The organism is Micromonospora matsumotoense (assembly GCF_900091525.1).
GTDB classification, from domain to species: Bacteria; Actinomycetota; Actinomycetes; order Mycobacteriales; family Micromonosporaceae; genus Micromonospora; species Micromonospora matsumotoensis.
The window spans coordinates 91438-115991 of record NZ_FMCU01000006.1; the positions used below are offsets into that span (position 1 = coordinate 91438).

17 protein-coding genes are annotated in these 24554 nt (G+C 74.0%); 12 read left to right on the plus strand and 5 right to left on the minus strand.

Going from position 1 to position 24554, the window contains the following annotated elements:
* The first annotated feature begins 117 nt into the window (after positions 1-117).
* The 5 genes from GA0070216_RS14365 to GA0070216_RS14385 all read left to right on the plus strand — a co-directional run bounded on the left by GA0070216_RS14365 (position 118) and on the right by GA0070216_RS14385 (position 5404).
* A complete protein-coding gene (locus tag GA0070216_RS14365; protein ID WP_091245524.1) occupies positions 118-1293 on the plus strand; it encodes a cysteine desulfurase family protein in 1176 nt (391 codons plus the stop codon).
* Between the two features lie 404 nt (positions 1294-1697).
* Positions 1698-2771 carry a tRNA 2-thiouridine(34) synthase MnmA gene (mnmA, locus tag GA0070216_RS14370; RefSeq protein WP_218108208.1) on the plus strand — a complete coding sequence of 358 codons (1074 nt, stop codon included), beginning with the start codon at positions 1698-1700 and terminating at the stop codon, positions 2769-2771.
* Between the two features lie 57 nt (positions 2772-2828).
* Positions 2829-3836 (plus strand): methionine synthase, encoded by a 1008-nt coding sequence (locus GA0070216_RS14375; protein ID WP_091245528.1) that lies wholly within the window; start codon positions 2829-2831, stop codon positions 3834-3836.
* A gap of 35 nt (positions 3837-3871) precedes the next feature.
* Complete coding sequence (locus GA0070216_RS14380; protein WP_176738975.1) at positions 3872-4240, plus strand: VOC family protein; 369 nt, start codon at positions 3872-3874, stop codon at positions 4238-4240.
* A 150-nt stretch (positions 4241-4390) separates the two neighbouring features.
* Positions 4391-5404: an ADP-ribosylglycohydrolase family protein gene (locus GA0070216_RS14385; protein ID WP_091245533.1), complete on the plus strand. Its 1014-nt coding sequence runs from the start codon at positions 4391-4393 to the stop codon at positions 5402-5404.
* A 296-nt stretch (positions 5405-5700) separates the two neighbouring features.
* Here the strand turns inward: GA0070216_RS14385 and GA0070216_RS14390 are convergent, their stop codons facing one another.
* A complete protein-coding gene (locus GA0070216_RS14390) occupies positions 5701-6213 on the minus strand; it encodes a type II toxin-antitoxin system PemK/MazF family toxin (RefSeq protein ID WP_091245536.1) in 513 nt (170 codons plus the stop codon).
* Between the two features lie 161 nt (positions 6214-6374).
* Here GA0070216_RS14390 and ligA point away from each other — a divergent pair, with 161 nt between their 5' ends.
* From ligA to GA0070216_RS14420, 6 genes are all read left to right on the plus strand, one after another.
* Positions 6375-8531, plus strand: a complete 2157-nt coding sequence (gene ligA / locus GA0070216_RS14395) for an NAD-dependent DNA ligase LigA (RefSeq protein WP_425413155.1) — start codon at positions 6375-6377, stop codon at positions 8529-8531.
* Positions 8532-8722: 191 nt separating this feature from the next.
* Entirely contained in the window at positions 8723-11107 is a 2385-nt protein-coding gene (locus tag GA0070216_RS14400) for a putative bifunctional diguanylate cyclase/phosphodiesterase (protein ID WP_091245540.1), read from the plus strand.
* A 146-nt stretch (positions 11108-11253) separates the two neighbouring features.
* Positions 11254-11559 (plus strand): Asp-tRNA(Asn)/Glu-tRNA(Gln) amidotransferase subunit GatC, encoded by a 306-nt coding sequence (gene gatC, locus GA0070216_RS14405; protein WP_067307096.1) that lies wholly within the window; start codon positions 11254-11256, stop codon positions 11557-11559.
* A gap of 76 nt (positions 11560-11635) precedes the next feature.
* Entirely contained in the window at positions 11636-13111 is a 1476-nt protein-coding gene (gene gatA / locus GA0070216_RS14410) for an Asp-tRNA(Asn)/Glu-tRNA(Gln) amidotransferase subunit GatA (RefSeq protein ID WP_091245542.1), read from the plus strand.
* A 13-nt stretch (positions 13112-13124) separates the two neighbouring features.
* Positions 13125-14624 (plus strand): Asp-tRNA(Asn)/Glu-tRNA(Gln) amidotransferase subunit GatB, encoded by a 1500-nt coding sequence (gene gatB, locus GA0070216_RS14415; protein ID WP_091245544.1) that lies wholly within the window; start codon positions 13125-13127, stop codon positions 14622-14624.
* Positions 14625-14780: 156 nt separating this feature from the next.
* Positions 14781-17138: a transketolase-like TK C-terminal-containing protein gene (locus GA0070216_RS14420; protein ID WP_091245546.1), complete on the plus strand. Its 2358-nt coding sequence runs from the start codon at positions 14781-14783 to the stop codon at positions 17136-17138.
* 1020 nt (positions 17139-18158) lie between these two features.
* On the opposite strand, the gene GA0070216_RS14425 is transcribed toward GA0070216_RS14420, so the two are convergent.
* The 3 genes from GA0070216_RS14425 to GA0070216_RS14435 form a co-directional block, all read right to left on the minus strand.
* Positions 18159-19793, minus strand: a complete 1635-nt coding sequence (locus tag GA0070216_RS14425) for a metallophosphoesterase (RefSeq protein ID WP_091245548.1) — start codon at positions 19791-19793, stop codon at positions 18159-18161.
* 101 nt (positions 19794-19894) lie between these two features.
* Entirely contained in the window at positions 19895-21058 is a 1164-nt protein-coding gene (locus GA0070216_RS14430; RefSeq protein WP_091245551.1) for a PQQ-dependent sugar dehydrogenase, read from the minus strand.
* Between the two features lie 70 nt (positions 21059-21128).
* Complete coding sequence (locus GA0070216_RS14435; RefSeq protein ID WP_091245553.1) at positions 21129-22934, minus strand: GAF domain-containing SpoIIE family protein phosphatase; 1806 nt, start codon at positions 22932-22934, stop codon at positions 21129-21131.
* Positions 22935-23098: 164 nt separating this feature from the next.
* Between GA0070216_RS14435 and GA0070216_RS14440 the strand changes: the two genes are divergently transcribed.
* The gene (locus GA0070216_RS14440; protein WP_091245555.1) at positions 23099-24025 is read left to right on the plus strand and encodes a 2-hydroxyacid dehydrogenase; all 927 of its coding nucleotides are present in this window, start codon (positions 23099-23101) and stop codon (positions 24023-24025) included.
* 100 nt (positions 24026-24125) lie between these two features.
* Here the strand turns inward: GA0070216_RS14440 and GA0070216_RS14445 are convergent, their stop codons facing one another.
* Entirely contained in the window at positions 24126-24500 is a 375-nt protein-coding gene (locus GA0070216_RS14445) for a PH domain-containing protein (protein ID WP_091245558.1), read from the minus strand.
* Positions 24501-24554: the final 54 nt, after the last annotated feature.

Consider the following 24554-nt stretch of genomic DNA (forward strand, 5'->3'; position numbering starts at 1 on the left):
GTTCGGCCGGACCGGAACCGAGCCGGTCCCGGTCCGGCCGGGCCGGGCTGATCCACGCTTCGGTACGGGTGATCCGGTAGCCGACGCGCCGTGCCCCGGCCGTTACGCTGAACGGTGATGGCATACCTGGATCACGCGGCGACCACCCCGATGCTCGACGAGGCGTTGGCGGCGTACGTCGCCACCGCCCGCGAGGTCGGCAACGCGTCGTCGTTGCACGCGACGGGCCGGCGTGCCCGGCGTCGGGTGGAGGAGTCCCGCGAGCGGGTGGCTGCGGTGCTGGGCGCCCGCCCCTCCGAGGTCATCTTCACCGGCGGCGGTACGGAGAGCGACAACCTCGCCGTGAAGGGCATCTTCTGGGCCCGGCGAGCGGCCCGGTCCGACCGGGTCCGGGTGGTCTCCAGCGCGGTCGAGCACCACGCCGTGCTCGACGCGGTCGACTGGCTCGCCGACCACGAGGCCGCCGAGGTCGCCTGGTTGCCGACGGACGACGCCGGCAAACTCGACCCGGAGCGGCTGCGCGCCGAGTTGGCCGAGCACGCCGAGCGGGTCGCCGTGGTGACCGCGATGTGGGCCAACAACGAGGTCGGCACCGTACAGCCGGTGGCCGCGCTGGCCGCCGTGGCCGCCGAGCACGGGGTGCCGTTGCACACCGACGCCGTCCAGGCGGTCGGCCAGGTGCCGGTCGACTTCGCGGCCAGCGGGGTCTCCGCGCTCACCGTGACCGGACACAAGCTCGGCGGGCCGACCGGGGTCGGCGCGCTGCTGCTCGCCCGGGACGTCGCCGCCACCCCGCTGCTGCACGGCGGCGGTCAGGAGCGGGACGTCCGCTCCGGCACCCTGGACACCGCCGGCATCGTCGCCTTCGCCGTCGCCGTCGAGACCGCGGTCAAGGGCCAGCAGGAGTACGCGGCCCGGGTGGCCGCGCTCCGCGACGACCTGGTCCGGCGGGTCCGGGAGGCGGTGCCCGAGGTGGTGTTCAACGGCGACCCCGTCGACCGGCTGCCCGGCAACGCGCACTTCTCCTTCCCCGGATGCGAGGGGGACGCCCTGCTGCTCCTGCTCGACGCCCAGGGCATCGCCTGCTCCACCGGCTCGGCCTGCTCGGCGGGGGTGGCCCAGCCCAGCCACGTACTGCTGGCGATGGGTGCCGACCACGACCGGGCCCGCTCCTCGTTGCGCTTCACCCTCGGCCACACCAGCACCTCCGCCGACGTCGACGCCCTCATCGCCGCCCTCCCCACCGCCGTCGACCGAGCCCGCCGAGCCGCCGCCCTCCGCACCCCCCGCTAGCCTCCGCCCGTTACCCCCCCGCCTCCGTCCCCCTCTGTCCCGTCCCCCGCCTCCGTCCCGCCCCGTCCCGTCCCGCCCTGCCCCGGTGATCAAGAGAATTGCGTCAGAGTCCGGCCGCCGGTTGACGCAAACCTCTTGATCACCCGCCCTCATCGGGCTGCCCTCGCCAGGCACCCACCCTGCCCGGCCGCACAAGCCCCCCAGCCCACCCCGTGGCCGGTGGCGGTGGTGGTGGTGTTCGGTGATCAAGAGGTTTAGGTCAGGAATGGGCGCTGGGATGACGCAAACCTCTTGATCACCGGGGCAGGGCAGGGTGGGGCGGGGGGAGGGGGAGGGGGACCGGGAGGGGGAGGGAGGGCGGTGGGGTGGGTGGGTAGGGTTGGTGGGGAGAGGGGCGTGGGCTGGTGAGGGTTCTGGCGGCGATGTCGGGTGGGGTGGACTCCGCTGTCGCGGCGGCGCGGGCGGTGGCGGCCGGACACGACGTGACCGGGGTGCACCTGGCGCTGGCCCGTAACCCGCAGACCTTCCGGACCGGAGCCCGGGGGTGCTGCACACTGGAGGACTCCCGGGACGCGCGGCGGGCCGCCGACGTGATCGGCATTCCCTTCTACGTGTGGGACATGGCCGAGCGGTTCCACGCCGACGTGGTGGACGACTTCGTCGCCGAGTACGCGGCCGGGCGTACCCCGAATCCGTGTCTGCGGTGCAATGAGAAGATCAAGTTCGCGGCGGTGCTGGACCGGGCCGTGGCGCTGGGCTTCGACGCCGTGGTCACCGGTCACCACGCCCGGCTCGGCCCCGACGGTCTGTTGCGCCGCAGCGTCGACCTCGCCAAGGACCAGTCGTACGTGCTGGCGGTGCTGACCCGCGCGCAGCTCGACCGGTCGGTGTTCCCGCTCGGCGACGCCACCAAGGCGGAGGTCCGCGCCGAGGCGGCCCGGCGTGACCTGGCGGTGGCCGAGAAGCCCGACTCGCACGACATCTGCTTCATCGCCGACGGCGACACCCGGGGCTTTCTCGCCGGGCGGCTCGGCGAGGCCCCCGGCGAGGTGGTCGACGCGTTGACCGGCGCGGTGGTCGGCAGCCACACCGGCGCGTACGCCTACACGGTGGGCCAGCGGCGGGGCCTGCACCTGGACCGGCCGGCCCCGGACGGGCGACCGCGTTACGTGCTCTCCATCACCCCCAAGACCAACACGGTCACCGTCGGCCCCGCCGAGGCGCTGGAGGTTTCCCTGGTCCGCGCCACCCGTCCGGTCTGGACCGGCGGGGAGCGGCCGACCGCGCCGATCGAGTGCGAGGTGCAGTTGCGGGCGCACGGCGACGTCGTGCCGGCCACCGTGACCGTGGACGGCGACACGCTCGTCGCCGAGCTGCGCCGTCCGGTGCGCGGGGTGGCCGCCGGGCAGGCCATCGTGGCGTACCGGCCGGACCCGGCCGGGGACGTGGTGCTCGGCTCCGCCACCATCACCGGCTGAACCCGGCCCCGACCCCGGCGGCCGGGTGGGTCGCCCGGGGCCGGTTACCCTTCGGCGGTGACTCGACAGCAGCTCTGGCCCTGGCCGGCGGGCGCGGCGACCGGCATCGGTTCGCTGCCCGGCACCGACATCGCCGAGGCGCAACGGATCGTCGTGGGTGAACTGCCCGCCCTGCCCCACCTGCCCGAGTTGCCCGCCCGAGGGCCCGGCGCCGACCTGATCGGGCGGACCGGCGGGCTGCTCGTCGAGTTGCCGGTGGAGCTGTACGCCGCCCGCTGGCGGATCGCCCCCCGCCCCGGTCGGGACCTGCGCCGGGCCCGGGACCTGCTGGAACGTGACCTCGATCAGCTCGCCGAGCAGGCCGAGACGTACGCCGGGCCGGTGAAGGTGCAGGCGGCGGGGCCGTTCACCCTGGCCACGGCGGTGGAGCTGCCGATCGGTGGTCGGCTGCTGCGCGATCCGGGCGCGGTGCGGGAGCTGACCGCGTCGCTGGCCGAGGGGCTGCGGCTGCACGTCGAGGCGGTGGCCCGCCGGCTGCCCCGGGCGTCGGTGCTGCTCCAACTCGACGAGCCGTCGCTGCCGGCGGCGCTCGCCGGGCGGGTCCGCACCGAGAGCGGTCTGGGCACCTACCGACCGGTCGACACCACCGTCGCCCGTTCCCTGCTGAGCGAGGTCATCACCGCGGTCGGGGTGCCGACGGTGGTGCACTGCTGCGCGTCGGACGTGCCGCTGGAGCTGCTCCGTACCGCCGGGGCGGTCGGCGTGGCCCTGGACCTCGCCCTGCTCACCGACCTGGACCCGCTGGGCGAGGCGATCGACGCCGGTCTCGGCCTGCTGGCCGGGGTGGCACCGACGCAGCCGCCGTCGGCCGGCCGCGCGCCGACCTCGGCCCAGCTCGCCGATCGGGTACGCGGACTCTGGGACCGCCTCGGCTTTCCGCGCCGCCAACTCGCCGAACAGGTGGTGGTCACCCCGGCCTGCGGCCTCGCCGGCGCCAGCCCGGAGTACGCCCGTGCGGTGCTCACCGCCTGTCGGGACGCCGGGCGGCGGCTGCACGAGGAGTGAGTTTCACGTCGTACCCTGCGGGCAGGATGACGGTCATGATGGGAAAACTGCGTTCCGTGGCCATCGACTGTCCCGACCCGCGGGCCCTGGCCGGCTTCTATGCCGAGCTGCTCGGCCTGCCCCTGGTCGAGGAGGATTCCGACGGCAACGAGTGGGTGGTGCTCGGCGGTCCGGTCGGGCAGCAGCCGCGGCTCGCCTTTCAACAGGCGCCCGACCTGCTTCCTCCGGCCTGGCCCGATCCCGCCCGTCCGCAGCAGTTCCACCTCGATGTCACGGTCGACGACATCGAGGTGGCCGAGAAGGCGGCGCTCGCCCTGGGGGCCCGTCGGCTGCCCGGTGAGGGGGAGGGCTTCCGGGTGTACGCCGACCCGGTGGGCCACCCGTTCTGTCTCTGTTGGGACTGACGCCGCTGCCTGCCGGGCCGTCGGCTGACGCGCCGCCGTCGGCCCGGCCGTCCTCGGACGTCGGGGTGGCGGACGTGTCGCGACGGGTGCCGCCGCGACGCCGCTGCCCGGCCGGCGACGTCCGGCGTGCCGGGGTGGCCGGGGCGGGGCATGATCGGGGTTGTGATCGACTCCTCGCTGCGCCGCGCCTCCGGTTCGCTGTTCGGGCTCGCCTACGGCGATGCGCTCGGCAAGCCGACCGAGTTCCTCTCCGTGCCGGAGATCCACCGCCGGTACGGCCCGGACGGGCCACGGGAACTGGTCGGCGATCCGGTGCTGGTCACCGACGACACCCAGATGGCGCTCGCGGTGGCGTGGGCCCTGCACGGCGCGCCCGGGTACACCCCGGAGGCGGTCGAGCCACTGCTCCGGCGGCGCTTCCTGGACTGGGCCGCCAGCCCGGAGAACAACCGGGCACCGGGGATGACCTGCCTGCGGGCCTGCGGCGAGCTGGGTCGGGGACTGCCGTGGCAGCAGGCGACGGTGATCGACTCGAAGGGGTGCGGCGCCAACATGCGGGTCACCCCGGTCGGGCTGCTCGACGTCGACCTGGACACTCTCGCCGGTCTGTCCCAGCTCCAGGCCGGCCTCACCCACGGTCACCCGACCGGCCTGGCCGCCAGCGAGCTGACCGCGTACGCGGTGCGGGTGCTGCGGGACGGCGCGGCGCTGGCGGAGTTGCCCGGCCTGCTGACCGACCGGGCCCGGACCCAGCGCCGCACCTACCGGGCCGACTGGCTGGGCGACCTGTGGCGGCGTTCCGGAGCGGACTCCCCGGCGGAGTTCATCGCCCAGGGGTGGGACGAGTGCCGGTCGGCGCTGGACCGGCTCGACGCCGCGCTGCGCCTGCCGGACGACGGCGGTGACCCGTGCCGGCACACCGGGGAGGGCTGGATCGCCGAGGAGGCCCTCGCCACCGCGCTGCTCTGCGTCCTGCGGCACCCCGACGACCCGGTGGCGGCGATCGGCCGGGGCGCGACCACCGCGGGTGACTCCGACTCGATCGCCGCGCTGGCCGGCGCGTTCCTCGGCACGACCCACGGGCTGTCCGGCTGGCCAGCCGACTGGTCCCCCCGCATCGAGTACGCCGATCAGCTCGCCACCCTCGGCGCGGCCTGGGACTGACCCGCCCGGAGGGTTGCCGTACCACCGGCCGGGTCGCGCCGTCGCGCGGGCCGTACCGCCGGCGGGCCGTACCCCCTGCGGGCCGTACCCCCTGCGGGTTGCACCACCGGCGGTTCGTGCCGTCGCGCGGTCCGCCGACCCGCGACCGACCCGGTCGTGCTCCGCCGTGCGGCGGAGTCGGGTGCGGTGGTGCGCGGGCGCGGTGCGGCGTGGCAGTGTCGGGCCTGAAGGGCGGGTCAGGGCGGGGTGCGGTGCGGGTCAGGCCGGGGTGCGGTCAGGGCGGGGTGCGGTACGGGTCAGGCCGGGCTGCGGCGTCCGTGCAGCCGTTGTACCCGACGCCACAACGCCGGGTCGCAGCTGCCGGCCCGGCGGGTGAAGGCGTCGGCCGGGACGTGCAGCGGCTCGGCCAGGTCGAGCCAGCTGTCGTGCTCGGCGTCCGGGTCCCAGTCCCGGGTCGGGATCGACACGTGGTCGTCCCGGTCGCCCTTGTCCTGGCTGGTGATCTTCAGTACCTCACCGCCCCGGTCGTCGGCGCGTAACACCAGGCAGGGCCGTACCTTCGAGCCGGTGCCGTCGTGGAACGGCACGTCCGCCCACCAGATGTCACCCGGCCGCGGCGTGCCGGTGGGGGTGCGGGGGCGGGGTGGCGCGGTCGGACGGGCCCGGTCCCGGGGCGGGGTGCCCCGCTCCGGCCGGGTGCGTTGGCCGCCGCTCGACGGGCGTCCGCCCCGCTGCCGCCACTCGTTCCAGGCCCAGCCGGCGACGACCGCCAGGACGATCAGCAGACCCCACAGCACCCACTCCGGCATCGGTACCCGCCTTCCTCCGGGCGGCCACCGTGCCGCCGACGTGCGGCGATCGTCGCACGGTCGGGGGTCGCCCGCCCGTCGGGCGCGGTGGGGGAGGCCGCAGAGTGTCCGACCGGCCCGTTACCGTGCTCCAGTAGCGTGATCACGGGGAGGTTCGCACGATGTCCGGAGGCGACAGGGTGTCGGAAGAAGAGATTCCCCAGCAGGTCAGCGCGGCGCAGGAGGCGGCGGCCGGCGGTGAGCCGACCCCCGAGGCGCGGGAGCGGCACGCCACGTTGAGCCAGGAGCTGACCGAACACCAGTACCGCTACTACGTCCTCGACGCGCCGACCATCACCGACGCCGACTTCGACCGGCAGTTGCGCGAGCTGGAGGCGTTGGAGGCGGAGTACCCGGCCCTGCGTACCCCCGACTCACCGACGCAGCGGGTCGGCGGCACCTTCTCCACCGACTTCACCCCGGTCACCCACGCCGAGCGGATGCTCTCGCTGGACAACGCCTTCGCCGACGACGAGCTGGCCGCCTGGGCCGAGCGGGTCGAGCGGGACGCCGGTGGCCCGGTGCCCTACCTGTGCGAGCTGAAGGTCGACGGCCTGGCGATCAACCTGACCTACGAGAAGGGTCGGCTGGTCCGGGCCGCCACCCGGGGCGACGGGCGCACCGGCGAGGACGTCACCGCCAACGTCCGCAGCATCCGCAGCGTGCCGGCCCGGCTCACCCCGTCCGACGAGTTCCCCGACGTCCCGGAGCTGCTGGAGGTCCGGGGCGAGATCTACTTCCCGGTCGCCGGCTTCGCCGACCTCAACGCCAGCCTGGTCGAGCAGGGCAGGGCCCCGTTCGCCAACCCGCGCAACGCGGCCGCCGGCAGCCTGCGCCAGAAGGACCCCCGGATCACCGCGTCCCGGCCGCTGCGGCTGGTGGTGCACGGCACCGGCGCCCGCACCGGTTTCCGGCCGGCCACCCAGTCCGAGTCGTACGCGGCGCTGAAGGCGTGGGGGCTGCCGACCAGCGACCGCTGGCGGGTGGTCCCCGACCTGTCCGGGGTGGCGGGATACATCGCCCACTACGCCGCGCACCGGCACGACGTCGAGCACGAGATCGACGGGGTGGTCGTCAAGATCGACCCGGTCCCCATCCAGGGCCGGCTCGGCTCGACCAGCCGGGCACCCCGCTGGGCGATCGCCTTCAAGTATCCCCCGGAGGAGGTCAACACCACCCTGCTCGACATCGAGGTCGGGGTCGGGCGGACGGGCCGGATCACCCCGTACGCGGTGCTGACGCCGGTGCACGTGGCCGGCTCGACGGTCGCCCAGGCCACCCTGCACAACGCCCGTGAGGTCGAACGCAAGGGGGTGCTGATCGGCGACACGGTGGTGCTGCGCAAGGCCGGTGACGTGATCCCTGAGGTGCTCGGCCCGGTGATCGAGCTGCGTCCCGCCGACGCCCGCCCGTTCGTCATGCCCACCCACTGCCCGTCGTGTGGCACGCCGCTCGCCCCGGCCAAGGAGAGCGACGTCGACATCCGCTGCCCCAACACCCGCAGCTGCCCGGCGCAGCTGCGGGAACGGGTCTTCCACCTCGCCGGGCGGGGCGGGTTCGACATCGAGGTGCTCGGCTACAAGGGTGCCGCCGCACTGCTCGACGCCGAGATCATCGGCGACGAGGGTGACCTGTTCTCCCTCGACGCCGCGCAGCTCGCCCGCTCGCCGTTCTTCGTCAACAAGGACGGCAGCCTCGGCACCAACGCGACCAAGCTGCTCGACAACCTCGCCGTGGCCCGGGAACGCGACCTGTGGCGGGTGCTGGTGGCGCTCTCCATCCGGCACGTCGGGCCCACCGCCGCGCAGGCCCTGGCCCGGCACTTCCGCGCGATGGAGGCGATCGAGGCGGCTGCCGAGGAGGAACTGTCCTCGGTCGACGGTGTCGGCCCGACCATCGCCGCGAGCATCAAGGAGTGGTTCGCCGTCGACTGGCACCGCGACGTGGTCCGCAAGTGGGCCGAGGCCGGGGTCCGGATGGCCGAGGAGGCGGTCGACGAGGGGCCGCGCCCGCTGGAGGGGATCACCGTGGTGGTGACCGGCACGTTGACCGGATTCAGCCGGGACCAGGCGGCCGAGGCGATCCAGAGCCGGGGCGGGAAGGTCACCGGCTCGGTCTCCAAGAAGACCGGTTTCGTGGTGGTCGGCGACAACCCCGGCTCCAAGGCCGACAAGGCGGCCGGGCTGAAGGTGCCGGTGCTCGACGAGGACGGCTTCCGGGTGCTGCTCGACGCCGGCCCGGAGGCGGCCCGCGAGGTGGCCCGGGTCGACGAGAGCTGACCGCCCGCCCCACCCGGCGCGGGCCCCGCCTGTCCCGCTCCACCCATAGGTGAATCTTGGGGTCGTATACCAACTTAGTCACGACTACGACCGATTCGTGGCTGTCGTACGGGTCCACCGGCACCCAGGGCGTTTCATGGTGGCAGGTGTGCGGCAGACGTACACCCTGATGGGCGTGCCCGGGAGGTGCGATGGAGACCGCCGATCCCCGCAACTCGTTCCCGGGTGGGCGGGAGGCACCGTTCCTGGGTCTCGTCGCCGGGGTGATCGGCCTGGCCGTCCTGGCCTCCGTCGCGCCGCTGGTCGACCTCCTCGACCGGCCCGACCGGTTGCCGGCCGCGTTCTGGACGATGGCGGTGCTCGCGGTCGGCTGCGACGCCCGGCCCTTCGTGCCCTCGGGACGCCGGCAGACCTCCGCGGTCTTCCCGTCCACCTGCTTCACCTTCGCCATCCTGCTCGGCTGGGGTCTCGGCCCGGCGGTGCTCGTGCAGGCCGTCGCGGTCGCCGTCTCCGGCGTACGACTGGGACACGCCCCCTGGCGGACCACCTTCAACGCGGCCCAGTACGCCTGCGCGCTCGCCGCCGCGTACCTGGTGCTCCGGCTCGGGCCGGGCGGCCTGTTCGACGACGACCGGTGGGGCTGGACCGACATCCTCACGGTCGGCGGCGCGACCGTCACCTGGTTCGTGGTCAACTACGGGCTGGTCAGCACCGCGCTGCGGCTGCGCTTCGGCGGTCGGTGGTGGCCGGCGGCCCGGCAGGGGCTGCCGTTCGAACTGCTCTCCACCGGTTCGCTGCTGCTGCTCGCCCCAATCCTGGTCACCGCCGCGCGGGCCAATGCCGCGCTGATCCCGCTGGTGCTGGTGCCGCTGTTCGCGGTCTACCGGATGGCCCGCCTCTCCGACGAACAGGTCCAACTCGCGGCCCTCGACCCGCTCACCGGCCTGCCCAACCGCAAGGCGCTGCTCGCCGAGGTGGCCGAGCAGGTGCACCGGCACGCCGAGCGGGTCGCCCGGGGGGAACCCGGCGCGCAGGTGGCGCTCCTGCTGATCGACCTGGACCGGTTCAAGAACGTCAACGACGCGCTCGGCCACGCGGTCGGTGACCGGCTGCTGGTCGAGGTGGGTGCCCGGCTCGCCGAGGTGATCGGGGACCGGGACCTGCTGGCCCGGCTCGGCGGGGACGAGTTCGCGATCGTGGCCGGTGGGCTCGACGGGGTCGACGAGGCCCGGGAGTTGGCGGACCGGGTGGTCGCCGCGCTGGCCGAACCGGTGTCGCTGGACGGGCTGCCGCTGGACGTCGGCGGCTCGATCGGCATCGCGCTCTTCCCCGACCACGGCGAGGACTACGCCACCCTGATGCGCCACGCCGACGTCGCCATGTACGACGCGAAGCACCGCAACGACACCGTCGCCGTGTACGCGGCCGAGTCCGACCACAACTCCGCCGAGCGGTTGGGGCTCCTGGCCGACCTGCGGCGCGTACTGGAGGCCGGGCCGGCGGGCGGGCGGACCGTGCGGGGCGGTGACGGTGCGACCCTGCCGCCCCGGCTGGCCCCCGACGACGGACCTGCCAGCGCCCCGGGTCCCCGGGGCGGGGTCGAGCTGGGTGTCCCGGGCCGGTGGTGGCTGCCGCGCCGACGGCTGCGGCCGGGGCCGGCGCACCCCGACGAGCTGCTGAACCGGATTCTCACCGGTGCCGACCCGGTCCGCCGCCGTGCGGCGGCCCCGCAGCACCGGCCCTCCGTGCTGACCTCGGTGACGCAGGACGCCGCGCCGCCGGCCAGCTCGGCGGAGGTCGGCGAGATCACCATGTACTACCAACCGCAGGTCGCCATCGCCACCGGGGAGGTGGTCGGGGTGGAGGCGCTGCTGCGCTGGCGGCACCCGCGCCGGGGGATGGTCGACCCGGAGGAGCTGATCCGGGTCGCCGAGCAGAGCGCCGTGATGCGCCTGCTCACCTACTGGGTGATCGACGACGTGGTGGCGCAGCTCGCGAAGTGGGCGGCGGCCGGGATCACCCTGCGGGCGGCGCTCAACGTCAGCGTCCGCGACCTGCACACCGGGGAGATCGTGGACCGGATCGCCGAGCGGCTGACCGGTTGCGGGGTACGCCCGGAACGGCTGCAACTGGAGATCACCGAGGGGGCGCTGATGGCCGACCCCCGGCGGGTGCTCGCCACCATCACCCGGCTGCACCAGCTCGGGGTGGCCATCTCGCTGGACGACTTCGGCACCGGCTACTCGTCGTTGCAGCACCTGCGCCGGCTGCCGCTGTCCGAGGTGAAGGTGGACCGGTCGTTCGTGCTGGGGATGGCCGAGGACGCCGACGACGCGGCGATCGTCCGGTCGACGATCGAGCTGGCCGGCGCGCTCGGGCTGCGGGTGGTGGCCGAGGGGGTCGAGGACGAACGGACCTGGCGGCTCCTGCACGCGGCCGGTTGCGACGCCGCGCAGGGCTGGTTCTACGCCCGCCCGATGCCCGCCGACGAGCTGGCCGCCTGGCTGGCCCGCTACCGCCCGCTCAGCCCGGTGCCCAGCCCGGACGCCGAGATTCCCCGCCGGCACGCCCGCTGACCGACCCGGTCCTACCGGGATGAGGGGAGTCGGAGGCGTCGGGGTGAGCGCAGGACAATAGACTCGCTCCGGTCACCGCGCGTCATCCCGTCGACGGCGCGGCCGGCACACCCAGACGCAGCAGCACAGTCACGAAGGGGGCACCGATGGCCGCCATCTCCCGCGAGGAGGTCGCGCACCTCGCGCGACTGTCGCGGCTCGCCGTCACCGAGGAGGAGCTGGACACCTTCGCCGGTCAACTGGACGTGATCCTCCAGTCGGTCGCGCAGGTCGGCGAGGTCACGGCGGCGGACATCCCGCCGACCTCCCACTCGGTGCCGTTGACCAACGTGCTCCGCGAGGACGTGGTGGTGCCCGGACTGACCCCGCAGGAGGCGCTGTCGGGTGCCCCCGACGTCGCCGAGCAGCGGTTCCGCGTCCCGCGGATCCTGGACGAGGATGTGGCGTCGTGAGCGGGCGTGACAGGCGAACCATCGAGCCCAGTGCGCCGGGTGCCCGGGGCGCCGGTGAGCGGAGCGAGGCGACGGCATGACCGACCTGACCAGAATGACCGCGACCGACCTGGCCGGGCTGGTGGCCGCCGGGGAGACCTCCGCCGTCGAGGTGACCCGGGCCCACCTGGACCGGATCGCCGCCGTCGACGACCGGGTGCACGCGTTCCTGCACGTCGACACCGAGGGGGCGCTGGCCGCCGCCCGCGCGGTCGACGAGCGCCGGGCCGCCGGTGAGGAGTTGGGTCCGCTGGCCGGGGTGCCGGTGGCGGTGAAGGACGTGCTCACCACCAAGGGCGTGCCGACCACCGTCGGCTCGAAGATCCTCGAAGGCTGGCGTCCGCCGTACGACGCGACGATCGTGCAGCGGCTGCGCGCGGCCGGCACGGTGATGCTCGGCAAGACCAACATGGACGAGTTCGCGATGGGCTCCTCCACCGAGTACTCGGCGTACGGCCCGACCCACAACCCGTGGGACACCGACCGGATCCCGGGCGGCTCGGGCGGGGGCAGCGCTGCCGCACTGGCCGCGTACGAGGCTCCGCTTGCCATCGGCTCCGACACGGGTGGCTCGATCCGCCAGCCGGGCGCGGTCACCGGCACCGTCGGCGCGAAGCCCACCTACGGCGGCACCTCCCGGTACGGCCTGGTCGCCTTCTCCTCCTCGCTGGACACCCCCGGCCCGTGCGCCCGGACCGTGCTCGACGCGGCCCTGCTGCACCAGGTCATCGGCGGGCACGACCCGCGCGACTCCACCTCCATTCCGCAGCCGGTGCCGGACGTGGTGGCCGCCGCGAGGCAGGGTGCGACAGGTGACCTGACCGGGGTGAAGCTCGGCATCGTCAAGGAGTTCACCGGTGAGGGTGCGGAGCCGGGCGTGATGGCCGCGTTCCGCGACGCGGTGGACACGCTGGCCAAGCTGGGTGCCGAGATCGTCGAGGTGTCCTGCCCGCACTTCCGGTACGCGCTGCCGGCGTACTACCTGATCGCGCCGAGCGAGTGCTCCTCCAACCTGGCCCGGTTCGACGGGGTCCGGTTCGGGCTGCGGGTCGGCGACGACGGCAACCGGTCGCTGGAGGAGGTCATGTCGCTGACCCGGGAGGCCGGCTTCGGCGCCGAGGTCAAGCGGCGGATCATGGTCGGCACGTACGCGCTGTCGTCGGGCTACTACGACGCCTACTACGGGCAGGCGCAGAAGGTCCGTACCCTGATCACCCGCGACTTCACCACGGCGTTTGAGCAGGTCGACGCGCTGATCTCGCCTACCACGCCGTTCGTGGCGTTCCCGATCGGGGCGCGCACCGCCGACCCGTACCAGATGTACCTGGCGGACCTGTTCACCATCCCGACCAACCTCTACGGCGGGCCGGGCATCTCGGTGCCGTGCGGCCTGTCCGAGGGGCTGCCCGTCGGTCTGCAGGTGATGGCCCCGACGATGGCCGACGACCGGATGTACCGGGTCGCCGCTGCGCTGGAGTCCGTGGTCGGCACGTTCACCCCACCGGCACTGTGAGGCTGGAGTTCAGATGACGACGACACTGCCCGCGTACGACGAGGTCGTTGCGCGTTACGAGCCGGTGATCGGCCTGGAGACCCACGTCGAGCTGGGCACGAACACCAAGATGTTCTGCGGCTGCCCGACCGACTTCGGCGGCGAGCCGAACACCCGGGTCTGCCCGGTCTGCCTGGGTCTGCCCGGGTCGCTGCCGGTGGCCAACAAGGCGGCCATCGAGGCGACCATCCGGATCGGGCTGGCGCTGAACTGCTCCATCGCCGATTGGTGCCGGTTCGCCCGGAAGAACTACTTCTATCCGGACATGCCGAAGGACTTCCAGATCAGCCAGTACGACGAGCCGCTGTGCGCCGACGGCTACCTGGACGTCGAGGTCGGCGGCGAGCTGGTGCGGATCGGCATCGAGCGGGTGCACCTCGAGGAGGACACCGGCAAGACGCTGCACGTCGGTGGGGCCACCGGCCGGATCCACGGCGCGACCGAGTCGCTGGTCGACTACAACCGGGCCGGCATCCCGCTGGTGGAGATCGTTACCAGGCCCGTTCCCGGCACCGGTGCGCTCGCCCCCGAGGTGGCCAAGGCGTACGTGACGGAGCTACGGGACGTGCTGCGCTCGCTGGGCGTCTCCGACGTACGGATGGAGGAGGGGTCGCTGCGCTGCGACGTCAATACCTCCCTCAACCTGCCGGGCGAGGAGTGGGGCACCCGTACCGAGACCAAGAACGTCAACTCGTTGCGGTCGGTGGAGCGGGCGGTCCGCTCGGAGATCCTGCGGCAGGCGTCGGTGCTCGACGCGGGCGGCCGGATCACCCAGGAGACCCGGCACTTCCACGAGGACACCGGGGACACCACGCCGGGCCGGTCCAAGGAGACCGCCACCGACTACCGCTACTTCCCGGAGCCGGACCTGGTGCCGCTCGCCCCGGACACCGCCTGGGTGGCCGAGCTGAAGGCGGCCCTGCCGGAGCTGCCCCGGCTGCACCGTCGCCGCCTCCAGGAGCAGTGGGGCCTGTCCGACCTCGACATGCAGTCGGTGCTCAACGCCGGTGCGGTCGAGCTGATCGAGGCGACCGTGGCCGCCGGCACCACCCCGGCGGCGGCCCGTAAGTGGTGGCTGGGTGAGCTGTCCCGTCGGGCCAACGAGACCGGCGTGGAGCTGGCCGACATCGGGGCCACCCCGGCGCAGGTCGCCGAGCTCCAGGGCCTGGTCGACGCGGGCAAGCTCAACGACAAGCTGGCGCGTACGGTGCTGGAGGGCGTGGTCGACGGCGAGGGTTCGCCCACCGAGATCATGACCAACCGGGGCCTGGAGGTGGTCTCCGACACCGGTGCGCTCACCGCCGCCGTGGACGAGGCGATCGCCGCCAACCCGGGCATCGCCGACAAGATCCGCAGCGGCAAGGTGGCGGCGGCCGGCGCGCTGGTCGGCGCGGTGATGAAGGCCACCCGTGGCCAGGCGGACGCCAAGACCCTGCGTGACCTGATCCTGGAGCGCCTCGGCGTCCAGGGCTGACCGGTGCGGCCGGGCCCGACGGGGTCCCTGGCTGCCAGCCGGCGAGGGCCGTCGTCGTGACCCGACGGCGGCCCGCACCGCACCCCCGGAGTACGCGCGCGACCCGCGCGGCCCCCCGCCCGAGGGCGTCAACGGCGACGCCCGGATGGAGTTCCCGTGAACGAGCACGACCTCGATGTCCTCGACGAGATCCAGCGACGGGTGCTGTGGCTCGCCACCCGGATCGTGGACGCGGCCAACCACGACCGGGACACCGGCGACGGGGTGAAGGTCGGCGGGCACCAGGCGTCCAGCGCCTCCCTGGTCACCGCGATGACCGCGCTCTGGTTCGCCCACCTGGACGCCGAGGACCGGGTGGCGGTCAAGCCGCACGCCTCCCCGGTGTTCCACGCGATCCAGTACCTGCTGGGCAACCTGGACCGGTCGTACCTGCCGAGGTTGCGGGCGCGGGGCGGGTTGCAGTCGTACCCGTCGCGGACCAAGGACCCGGACGAGGTGGACTTCTCCACCGGGTCGGTCGGGCTGGGCGCGGCGGCACCGCTGTTCGCCGCGGTGACCCGCCGCTACGTCGACGCCCACTTCGGTGCCCGGCCGCACTCCCGGTTCGTCGCGTTGATCGGCGACGCTGAGCTGGACGAGGGGAACATCTGGGAGGCGGTCGCCGACCCGGCCACCACCGGCCTGGGCAACGTGATGTGGCTGGTCGACTTCAACCGGCAGTCGCTGGACCGGGTGGTGCCCGGCATCCGGATCGACCAGTGGCGCGGGCAGTTCGAGGCCGCCGGCTGGCACGTCGTCGAGGTCAAATACGGCCGTCGGTTGGCGCAGGCGTACGCCCGGCCGGGCGGTGCGGCGCTGCGCGACTGGATCGACCGGATGCCGAACGAGCAGTACCAGTCGTTGTTCGGGCTGGCCGGGCCGGCGCTGCGTCAGCAGTTCCTGGACGGGGCGCCGACCGGCATCGCCGAGTTCATCGCCGACCTCACCGACGAGGAGTTGGCCCCGCTCGTCACCGACCTGGGCGGGCACGACCTGCAGGCCATGCTCGACGCGTACGCCCAGTGCGACGCGGTCACCGACCGGCCCAGCGTCGTCTTCGCGTACACCGTCAAGGGGTGGGGGTTGCCGCTCGCCGGCAACCCGCGCAACCATTCGGCGCTGCTCTCCACCGATCAGATCGAGGTGCTGCGGACGGCGCACGGCCTGACCACCGCGACCGAGTGGGACCGGCTCGACCCGGCGAGCCCGGCCGGCATCCGGGCCGGCGCGCGCCGCGAGGCGCTGGCCCGGATGCCCCGCCAACGGTCGCTGGGGGTCACCGTCCCGGAGACCACCGGGGTACGCACCCACAAGCCGATCTCCACCCAGGAGGCCTTCGGGCGGGTGCTGGTGGAGCTGGCCCGGGACCCGCAGGTGGCGCCCTACCTGGTCACCACCGCGCCGGACGTGGCCACCTCCACCAACCTGGCCGGGTTCATCAACAAGACCGGGGTGTTCGCCCCGACCGAGCGGCGGTCCTGGTCGCAGGACCGGATGCTGCGCTGGACGGAGAGCCCCGCCGGGCAGCACATCGAACTGGGCATCTCCGAGATGAACCTGTTCCTGCTGCTGGGGCAGCTCGGCCTGTCGTGGGACCTGTCCGGGCAGCCGCTGCTACCGGTCGGCACCGTCTACGACCCGTTCGTGCTGCGTGGGCTGGACGCGTTCCTCTACGGCACCTACTCGGGTTCCCGGTTCGTGGTCGCCGGCACCCCGTCGGGCGTCACGCTGGCCCCGGAGGGTGGTGCCCACCAGTCGACCATCACCGCCTCCGTCGGCCTGGAACTGCCCGGCGTCACCTTCTGCGAACCGGCGTACGCGACCAGCCTCGACTGGTTGCTCTGCGACGCGTTCGGCCAGATCGCGCAGGGTGCCGCGCCGGCTGCCACCGCCGCGCCGGCCGAGGACGGGGCGTACTACTTCCGGTTGAGCACCCGCCCGCTGGACCAGACGCCGTTCGAGGCGGCCCGGGTCCGGCTCAGCGACGCGGTGCTGCGCCGGCAGGTGGTCGCCGGGGCGTACCGGCTGGTGGACGCGCACCAGGCGTACCCGCACCTGGTGGACGCGCCGGTGGTGACCCTGGCCGCCTCGGGGGCGGTGCTGCCCGAGGTGCTCGCCGCCGCCGCCGAGCTGGCCGACGAGGGCATCGCCGCGCACGTGGTCGACGTGACCAGCCTCGACCGGCTCTACCGGGCCTGGCAGCGCACCCTGCGCCAGGGCGTGCGCACGGCGACCGTGCCGAGCGTCCCGGGCGCGCTGCGGGCCGCCTTCGGGGACCGTACCCCGCTGGTGACCGTGCACGACGCCGCCTCACACGCGATGGCCTGGCTCGGCTCGGCGCTCGGGGTGCCGGCGGTGCCGCTCGGGGTGGACGAGTTCGGCCAGTCCGGCAGCGTCCGCGAGCTGTACGAACTGCACGACCTGCTGCCCGGCAGCATCGTCAATGCCGCCCTGGCCGCCCTGTCCCTGCGCTGACCCACCTGCCACCCGCGCGCCCGGCTCTCCGCCCCCTCGCCCCTGCTCCTGCTGCCCCCGGCCCGGCGTCGTCACGTAGCTTCTGCCCCACGTGGGCCTCGGGTTGCGATGCATCCCCGGTCCCGCCTCGGGGTTCCCCGGTCTCGCCTCGGGTTTCCTGGGGTTCCCCGGTCCCGCCTCGGATTTCCTGGGCTCCTCGGCCCCGCCTCGGTTTCATGGCGTCCCGGCCCCGCCCCAGGTTTCGTCGTGTCCCTCATTCTGGACCGGATTGGTGGCATCTGCGGCCGAGGGCCGGGGAAGGTCGTCGACCCTGCCCAGGTTCTCCGCAGCCTCGGTGCGGGTCCGGTAAACGGCTTACGATGCGAGGGCGCGAACTATTTGGCCCTCTCTGCCACCCACCCGGAAGCCGAATGCTGCCCCGCTTCGATAACCCTCCGTGCGCGCGCGTGCCGCATCGCGGCAGATAACCCTCCGTGTGTGATTGCTGACCCCCACTGTCATCGGTTCGCATCCTTTGCTCTGCTGCCCTCGAAGCGACAGGGCGTTGAGCAGCGCGAATGCGAAACGATCAGCTGAGGGCGGGGATCGGTGGCATTGCCGTATGTAACTGTCGCTGTCAGGGCAGCAGAGCAAAGTCTCCGAGTGGGGGTATGTGGTGGTGGCCTGGGGGTCACTTTGGGTGATGTCCGGTGGCTTCCGAACGGGTGGCGCGCTCGACCGCGCGCCGACACCGACCGGCTCGGCGGTGTCGGAGTGGCACTGTCGTTCTGGAGGCGGGTTCCGGTGGTGCGGCAGGGGCAGCGGCAGGGGTCGGCGACAGCCTGCGGGCACTCGCACCAGGGCCTGGCCACCCGCCCTGCCTGGCCCGCCCTGCCTGACCCGTCCCGCCTGGCCCGTCCCGCCCGGCCCGGTTCACCTGGGCCGTCCCGCCCGGCCTGGTCTTGCCGGGCCAGGCCCAGCGGTCAGGTCCGCTCGGTCCGGACAGGCCCAGGGGAGTCGGATGGTGGGGAGAGCGGTGGGTCAGCGGGTCGGGCTGGGGGACGGCGACGTGGGGGTCGGAGCGGTACCGGAGGGGGACGGGGACTCCGAGGCGCCCCGGGTCGGGGTCGGGGTGACAGGGACGTCGGCGCCCTTCGCCGGATCACGGATCACGTGGCGTTCCAGGTTCACCTGGGCCTGCCCGGTGCCGCCGACCGTGATGTCGTCGTACGCCTGGAGCAGCCTCTGCTGGTCGAAGTAGAGCACCGACATCGACAGCGGGGTCGGCTTCTCACCCTCCAGCCCGCGTAGCCCCGCGCCGCCGGTGGAGCCCTCCACCATCAGCTGGGTCGGCTGCTGGCCGTCCACCTGCGGAAGCTTGGACATCTGGCGGGCATGGGTGTGCCCGGCCAGCACCAGTGGGCAGGTGCCGGAGAGCGGCCCGGCCGACGCCGGGTCGTGCACCAGCGCGATGTTCACCGGCCGCGGCGAGCTGCGGATCGTGGCGGCGAGCGTCTCCCCGGCCCCGATGACCTGGTTGGCGACCTGCGCGGTGAGGCCGCTGCCGGCCGGTGAGGTCTCCTTGTCCGGGGTGAACCGGGGGTCCCCGATGCCGGCGACGGTCAGCCCGGCGACGGTGGTGGTCGAGTTGTTCAGCACCACCGCGTTCGGCTGCCGGGCCACGGCCGCCGCCGTCCTGGGCGAGTCGTGGTTGCCCCGGATGTAGACGTACGGCTTCTTGAGCAGGCCGATCGAGCCGACATAGGACGCCTCGGGTTCGCTGCCCCAGTCGGTCATGTCACCGGTGTCGATCACCACGTCGATGCCGAACTGCTCGACCACGGTGCGGATCAGCTGCCAGCCGGTCGGGTTGAGGTGCATGTCGGAGACGTGCAGCACCCGGGTGGTGCCCGGCGCCGGCTCGTACACCGGCAGCGCCGAGACCGTGGTGTAGAGCTGGCTGACGTTGCCCACCAGTCGTTGCAACTGCTCGGCGTAGCGGCTGTAGTCGTTGGCGATCCGCCGCGCGTCACCGACGATCGCCGGCGCGTTGACCAGCAGCCCCTCGTACCGCGGCTCCTCGATGGCCTGCGGGCGCAGGGTGCCCGCCGCCAGCCCGAGACTGCCGACGGTGACCACCAGAGCCACCCCGCCGGCCCAGGCGGTACGCCGGGTGTCCCGGAAGACCAACGCCGCCAGGATCAGGGTGACCAGCACCGCCGCGCCGAGGGTACGCAGCCCGAGGCGCAGCACCCCGTTGCGGACGTCCGTCACCGCCGACTGGCTGGCCCGGCTGATGCCGGCCGGGTCGTCGATCAACGCCTCGGTCTTGCGCTGATCGAGGGCCCCCAGGCCGACCGTCAGGTGGGTCGGACCCTGGTGGCTGTCGAGCTGGAGCGCGCCCAGCGGGGGAATGTCGACGGTGGTGCCGCCCCGAACGGCCGGTGCGAGGGTCAGGTCGGCGCGGAACGGGCCGATGTCGGTGCTGACCCGACCGCCGGCGAACACCCCAAGGGCCGTTCCGGTCAGGGCGACCAGCAGCACCGCCAGTACCACGCCGACCCGCCGCGCCCGCCCCGACCGGTCGGTGGGCCACCGGGGCCGCCAGCGCCGCTCACGCCGGGAGGGGGTGTCGGTGTCCCCGGGCCCGCGCTGCTCGTTCTCCTGACCGTCCATGCTGAGATTCTGACCTGCCCAGTGAAGGATCTTGGCAAACCCGGCGGACGGGCGGCCGATCCGCCCGGTACCTGCCCCGCTGTCCGACCGTCGGCGTGTCGTCAGCTCCGGCCGGCGCCGCCGTCGGCGAAGACCAGCCGCAACAGCCGGTCGTCCTCCGGCACCGGCTGGCCCCGCCCGTCGTGGTTGGAGGTGGAGACCCAGAGCGAACCGTCCGGGGCGGCGGCGACCGCCCGCAGCCGGCCGTACTTCTCGGTCAACAGCTCCCGGGGTGCGCCGAGCACGGTGCCGCTGTCGGTCAACTCCACCAACCAGAGCCGCTCCCCGCGCAGGCAGGCGGTGGCCAACAGCCGGCCCGTCGCGGCCAGCCCCGAGCAGGACGCCTCGTCGGTGCCCCACTGCACGATCGGGTCGACGAACCTGTTGTTCCCGGCCTGCCCCTCCACCGTCGGCCAGCCGTAGTTCGCGCCCTTGTCGATCCGGTTGATCTCGTCCCAGGTGTTCTGTCCGAACTCGGTGGCGTACATCCGCTTTCCGGCGTCCCAGGCCATGCCCTGCACGTTGCGGTGCCCCAGTGACCAGACCGGCGAGTTGGGGAACGGGTTGCCCGCCGCCGGCTTGCCGTCGGGGGTGATCCGCAGGATCTTGCCGGCCAGGCTGGCCCGGTCCTGGGCGGCGGCGCGGTCACCGGCGTCGCCGGTGCTGACGTAGAGCTGCCCGTCCGGGCCGAAGGCGAGCCCGCCACCGTTGTGGTTGCCGGCCTTGGGGATGCCGGTCAGGATCGGCGTGGGGGTGCCGCCCAGCGTCAACCGGGCCACCCGGTTGTCCTGCTCGGTGGTGTAGTAGACGAAGACCGACCGGTCCTGCGCGTACGCCGGGGAGACGGCGACACCGAGCAGCCCCGCCTCGCCGGACGCGGCCACCCCCGGCACGGTCTGCGCCGGGGTGACGGTCAACCCCTGCGGCCCGGACTCCGGCCCGACCTTGAGGAGCCTGCCGCTGTCCCGTTCGGTGACCAGCGCCGCCCCGTCCGGCAGGAAGGCCATCCCCCACGGCACCCGCAACCCCTTCGCCAGCACCGTGGCCACCACCTGCTGCTCGGGGTTGCCCGTCGACGCCGACGGGGTCGGCAGGTTGGGTGGCTCACCGGCCGGGTCGGGCTCCGGCGGGCCGAGACTGCACCCGGTCAGCAGCAGTGCGACACCGGACGTCGCCAGGGCCGCGCGGACCCGGGCGGTGCGGGGGTACGGGAGACGGGCGCTCACCCGGCCCAGCCTAGCCCGCGAATCCGGGCCCGCCGGGTCACCGGGGACGGGCCACCGGTCGGCGGACGCCTCAGCGGGCCCGCAGGGCCAGCAGCGCCACGTCGTCCTCGCGCCGCTGCTCGGAGCCGAGCAGCAGGTCACACAGGTCGGCGGCGGGGCGGGCCCCGGCGGCGGTGACCCGCTCGCACAACTGCGCCATGCCCTCGTCGATCGGCTGGTCCCGCCGCTCCACCAGCCCGTCGGTGTAGAGCAGCAGGGTGTCCCCGGGGGCGAGGAGCACCTGCGCCCCGGTGCGCGGGACCGGGCGGGTCAACCCCAGCAGTGGTTCCCGCCGGCTTTCGAGCAGCCGTGCCGTGCCGTCGGCGGTGATCAGCAGCGGCGCGGGATGGCCGGCGTTGCACCAGGTGACCGCCACCCCGCCCGGTGCCGGCCGCAGCCGGGCCAGCACCGCCGTGGCGGCGGTCGGGATGCGTAGCCCCGAGATGGTGGCGTCCAACCGCCGCATCAGCTCGTCGACCGGATCACTGCGCGCGTACGCGTTGCCCCGTACCAGGTTGCGCAGCTGACCCATGGTCGCGGCGGCCTCGATGTCGTGGCCGGCGACGTCACCGATCGCCGCGATCAGGTCGCCGTCGGGCTGCACGAAGGCGTCGTACCAGTCACCGCCCACCTCCACCCGGTCGGCGGCCGGCTGGTAACGGGCCACCAGCTCGACCCACGGGCTCTGCGGCAACTGCGGGAGCATGCTGTGTTGCAGCACCTCGGCGACGTGCCGCTGCTCGCCGTAGATCCAGCCGTTGCCGACCGCCTGCCCGGCGCGGCGGCCGATCTCCAGCGCGGTGGCCAGGTCGTCGTCGTCGAAGGCCCGCCGGTCGGGCCCGTTGACCAGCGTGACCGCGCCCATCACCGCGCCCCGGCCGGGGGCCGGCACCGGCACGGTCAGGTGTGAGGCGAAGCCCAGCCGTTCGGCGAGGGTCACCAGCTCCGGCGCGTCGCTGGCCCGCCGGACGTCGTCCAGGTCGGCGACGCCGCGCAGCACCGGCTGACCGGTCCGCAGCACCGTCCGGGTGATCGAGGCCGGGCCGAGCCGGCGCAGCGCCAGCTCGCCGAACCGGGCGGCCTCGGCGGCGCGGGCCGGATCGCGGTGCACGGCGGTGACCCACCGGGGTTCGCTGCCCTGGTCGATCAGGGTCACCATGGCCCAGTCCGCCAGCAGCGGCACCACCGCGTCGGCCAGCCGCCCCACGGCCGTCTCCACGTCGAGCGTGCCGGCCAGGGTCTCGCTCAGCGAGGCGAGCAGGTTGAGCCGGTCGTGCGCGTGTTCGACCAGGCGGCGGGCCTCCTGGGCGGCGTCCAGCGCGATCCGCAGCCGCAGCTCGGAGGAGCAGGCCGCCGCCAGGTCGGCCAGCGTCCGCAGCTGTGCCTTCGTCCAGGCCCGGGGTTTGCGGTCGATCGCGCACAGCGAGCCGAGCACCCGGCCGTCCAGGTCGGTCAGCGGCATCCCGGCGTACGCGACGACACCCAGCTCCGGCACGGCCAGGTTCTCCCGGACCCGGGGGTAGAGCCGGGCGTCCGGCAGCACCAGCGGGATCTCGGTGTCGATCACGTGCTGGCAGAACGAGTGGCTCAGCGGGGTCTGCCGGCGGGCGGCCCACGGGTCGGGCAGCCCGACCGCGCCGGGGAAGAACTGGCGGGTCTCGGTGACCAGGGAGACCAGCGCCACCGGCACGTCGAGCAGGTCGCCGACCAGCCGGGCGAACCGGTCGAACGCCTCGTCCGGCGCGGCGTCCAGCCCGGTGTCGGTCAGCGACCGCAGCCGGGCCGGGTCGGCCAACGCGGCGATCTCGACAGCCGGCCGTTCGCTGCGCTCGGTCATCGACCACCTGTCTGCCGTGGAGGGGGGCGCCGTGCGACGTCCGACCCTCGGTTATACCCGCCCTGGCCGACCAGCGCCTGCGGACGTGGGCGACGTCGCCCGGTGCGGCGTCGTTCGGCGGCCCGTCGGCACCGCCCGCCGTCGGAGGGCTATCGTCGGCACGTGTGAAGGTATGGATTCCGCATCCCGCCGGTGTCGAGCTGCTCGGGCCGTTGCCGGCCGGTGTCACCGTACAGCCGTGGACCGACCCGGAGAACCCGCCCGGCGACCCGGCCGACGTCCGGTTCTGGGTGCCGCCGTTCCTAGCCGGTGCGGACACCACGGCGATGCTGGACCGGCTGCCGGATCTGGCGGTGGTGCAGCTGCTCTCCGCCGGGGCGGACGCCTGGACCGGCCGGGTGCCGGCCGGGGTCACCCTGTGCGACGCCGGGGGGGTACACGACGCCGGCACCGCCGAGTGGGTGGTCACGGCGATCCTCGCCCAGTTGCGCGGCTTCCCGGCGCTGGCCCGCGCCCAGGCGCGGCGGGAGTGGGCGTACGACCAGGTCGCGCCGACCGACGAGCTGACCGGCAAGCGGGTGCTGATCGTGGGGGCCGGTTCGATCGGTGCGGCGGTCCGGGCCCGGCTGGCCCCGTTCGACGTCACCTTCACCCTGGTCGCCCGGACCGCCCGGCCGGCCGAGGGGGTGCACGCGGTGACCGAGCTGCCCCGCCTGCTGCCCGGGGCCGACGTGGTGGTGCTGCTGGTGCCGTTGACCGCTGCCACCCGGGGGTTGGTCGACGCCGACTTCCTGGCCGCCATGCCGGACGGGGCGCTGCTGGTCAACGCCGCCCGGGGCCCGGTGGCGGATACGTCGGCGCTGGTCGCGGAGCTGACCTCGGGCCGGTTGCGGGCGGCCCTGGACGTGACCGACCCGGAGCCGTTGCCCGCCGACCATCCGCTCTGGGAGCTGCCGAACGTGCTGCTCACCCCGCACGTCGCCGGCTCGGTACGCGGGCTGCTGCCCCGCGCGTACCGGCTGGTGGGGGAGCAGGTGCGCCGGTTCGTCGCCGGGACGCCGCTGGTCAACACGGTGGTCGACGGCTACTGACGCCGGCGGTGCCGGGCGGGCCGGGGCGGCGGCGGGCCGCACGGGGTGGTGCCGGGCGGGCCGGGAGCGGTGGTCGGCCGGCGGGTCGCGGGCCCCCGGATCAGTGGGGGTCGGGCAGGGTCTGCCCGGTGATCGAGACCAGGCGGGGCAGGTCCACGCCCCGGACCGCCGGCAGGGGCAGCTGCTGCCCGTCGGCGAGCCGGACGACGGCCCGGCCGCGTGGGTCGGCAGCCAGCTCGACGACCTGTTCCCAGGGGATTCGTCGGCCCCCGGCCAGCGCCCGCAGCCGCAGCTCGCGCGGGTCGGCGTCGGTGCCGGAGCGCCAGGCCCAGATCGCGACGGCCAGCGGGACCAGCAGCACCGGCAGCAGGTACCACCGGGCGGCGGCCAGGGGCAGCGCGCCGATGGTGGCGATGACGGCCGCGACCAGGATGGCCTGGTTGTGCCGGAAGCGGATGGTGTCGGCGCGACTCACTGTCCGATGATCCCACCCCTGGCCGAGGCGGCTCCGGCCGGGCGGGCGACCGAC

Coding starts and splice junctions, on each gene's coding strand:
- GA0070216_RS14365 (WP_091245524.1), top strand. CDS start 118: ATGGCATACCTGGATCACGCGGCGACCACCCCGATGCTCGACGAGGCG.
- GA0070216_RS14380 (WP_176738975.1), top strand. CDS start 3,872: ATGATGGGAAAACTGCGTTCCGTGGCCATCGACTGTCCCGACCCGCGG.
- GA0070216_RS14385 (WP_091245533.1), top strand. CDS start 4,391: ATGATCGGGGTTGTGATCGACTCCTCGCTGCGCCGCGCCTCCGGTTCG.
- GA0070216_RS14390 (WP_091245536.1), bottom strand. CDS start 6,213: ATGCCGGAGTGGGTGCTGTGGGGTCTGCTGATCGTCCTGGCGGTCGTC.
- ligA (WP_425413155.1), top strand. CDS start 6,375: ATGTCCGGAGGCGACAGGGTGTCGGAAGAAGAGATTCCCCAGCAGGTC.
- GA0070216_RS14400 (WP_091245540.1), top strand. CDS start 8,723: ATGGAGACCGCCGATCCCCGCAACTCGTTCCCGGGTGGGCGGGAGGCA.
- gatC (WP_067307096.1), top strand. CDS start 11,254: ATGGCCGCCATCTCCCGCGAGGAGGTCGCGCACCTCGCGCGACTGTCG.
- gatA (WP_091245542.1), top strand. CDS start 11,636: ATGACCGACCTGACCAGAATGACCGCGACCGACCTGGCCGGGCTGGTG.
- gatB (WP_091245544.1), top strand. CDS start 13,125: ATGACGACGACACTGCCCGCGTACGACGAGGTCGTTGCGCGTTACGAG.
- GA0070216_RS14425 (WP_091245548.1), bottom strand. CDS start 19,793: ATGGACGGTCAGGAGAACGAGCAGCGCGGGCCCGGGGACACCGACACC.
- GA0070216_RS14435 (WP_091245553.1), bottom strand. CDS start 22,934: ATGACCGAGCGCAGCGAACGGCCGGCTGTCGAGATCGCCGCGTTGGCC.